We start from the raw sequence: 1,790 nt of genomic DNA, 5'->3' as shown, positions 1-1,790 counted from the left end.
ACTGAGGCGGCGTCATACTGTAGCGGTCCATCAACGGCTAAGTCAGGCGCACGCTCACGGACGATTTCGGTTGCCTTGATGACTTTTTCAACGTCAGCGCCTGTGCCTGATGAGCCTGTTGAGTAGCTGATCATCGCCACTTTGGGATCGATACCAAAGGCGGCAGCCGACTGCGCTGATTGAATAGCAATCTCAGCGAGCTCTTCTGCGTTCGGGTCAGGGTTGATGGCGCAATCGCCATAGACGACCACTTGCTCTGGTAGCAGCATAAAGAATACTGACGATACTAGTGAGTATTGCGGCGCGGTCTTAATCAGCTGAAAGGCTGGGCGTACAGTATTAGCCGTAGTATGAATCGCGCCTGAGACGAGGCCATCGACTTCGTCCATTTGCAGCATGATCGTACCCAAAAATACCGTATCTTCTAATTGCTCAGCGGCAACCTCTGGCGTGGTTTTGCCTTTACGGCGCTCAACGACAGCGGCGATGTATTTATCCATATCGAGGCTGGCAGGATCGAGAATCTCTAGGCCTTCTGGCAGAATTAAATCGCGGTTTTTGGCGACTAATTCAACATCACTACGCGTCGCTAAGAGCACGCAGTCAGCGATACCGCGGCTTTGACAGATACAAGCGGCCTCAACGGTGCGCGGCTCAGAGCCTTCTGGCAGTACAATACGTTTTTTGGCTTGCTGCGCCTGCTTGACCACTTGATGACGAAAGGCCGCTGGAGACAGACGCGGCTTATGATCGCCGCTAAATTGCTCTTTGATCCAAGCCAAATCTAAGTGCGCCGCGACATAACGCGTGACATCGGTGGCGCGCTCGGTATCATCACTTGGGATCTCAGCACTCATGTGCAAGAGTTTTTGTACGGTCTCAAAGCTATCGGTTTCGACGCTCATCACAGGAATGCCCGTCTTTAGGGCTGATATCCACAGTTCTGCGACAGTAGCGTTCGGTGTCACGCCGCCCGTTAGCACCAGACCTGCTAAGGGTACGCCATTGATACACGCCAATCCTGCGGCAAGGAGCAAATCATCACGGTCGCCTGGAACGACGATCAGCGTGCCTCGATTAAAGACTTCATCAACGCGGGCAATAGAGCGCGCGGTTAGGCTGATATTATTGATACGGCGGGTTTTGGCATCGCCAACATTGAGCCAAGTGGCATCTAATTCGGCGGCGATATCCCAAGTACGCGGCACTGACAATGTATCGCTAAAAGGCACGACACCGATCAGGCGAAACTGCTCACTATCAAAATGCGGCGATAAGCGCTGTACTTCTTGAATGTAGCTTTGATCAAGCTCAAACACCGCCTCGCCTGGGGCCACAGGTTGATTGTCATAGGTGTTAGGCACATCAACACGCATCAAAATACAGCCAAGGGTACGCTCGCTTGCAATACCGCCGAACTCACGCGCATGGACGTCGAGCTTGTCCGCTAGGTGCGCAGGATTGTTGATATCAGCATCGCTGACAAAGATAATTTTGGCATCCAAAGCATGAGCAATAGCGCGGTTGACTTGCGAGGCATAAGAGGCCTCTGTCGTTGAGACTAGGCCTTCACAAATGACAACATCTTGATCATCGCCGATACTATGGAAGCTACCGATAACCTCTTCCATTAGCTCATCGATATTGCCGTCACCGATCATACGTAGTGCGCGCTGACGCCCGATAGATTTAGGCGCTTTTAGACCAAAGGCATGCATAGCAAGTGCGCTTGAGCTATCTAAGCTCTTTTGTTTATCTAAAGTATCATCTTGCAAAAACGGCTTCATAAA

Annotated in this window: 1 protein-coding gene; it reads right to left on the bottom strand. The window is 51.6% G+C overall.

The window, feature by feature from the left end; translation table 11 throughout:
• On the bottom strand, window positions 1-1,790 hold a 1,790-nt coding region (pta, locus tag ACTXGO_RS13205), incomplete at both ends, for a phosphate acetyltransferase (protein ID WP_443574843.1).

The sequence above is a fragment of the Psychrobacter sp. T6-1 genome, from assembly GCF_052258445.1.
This window is presented reverse-complemented; position numbering and strand designations above follow the sequence as displayed.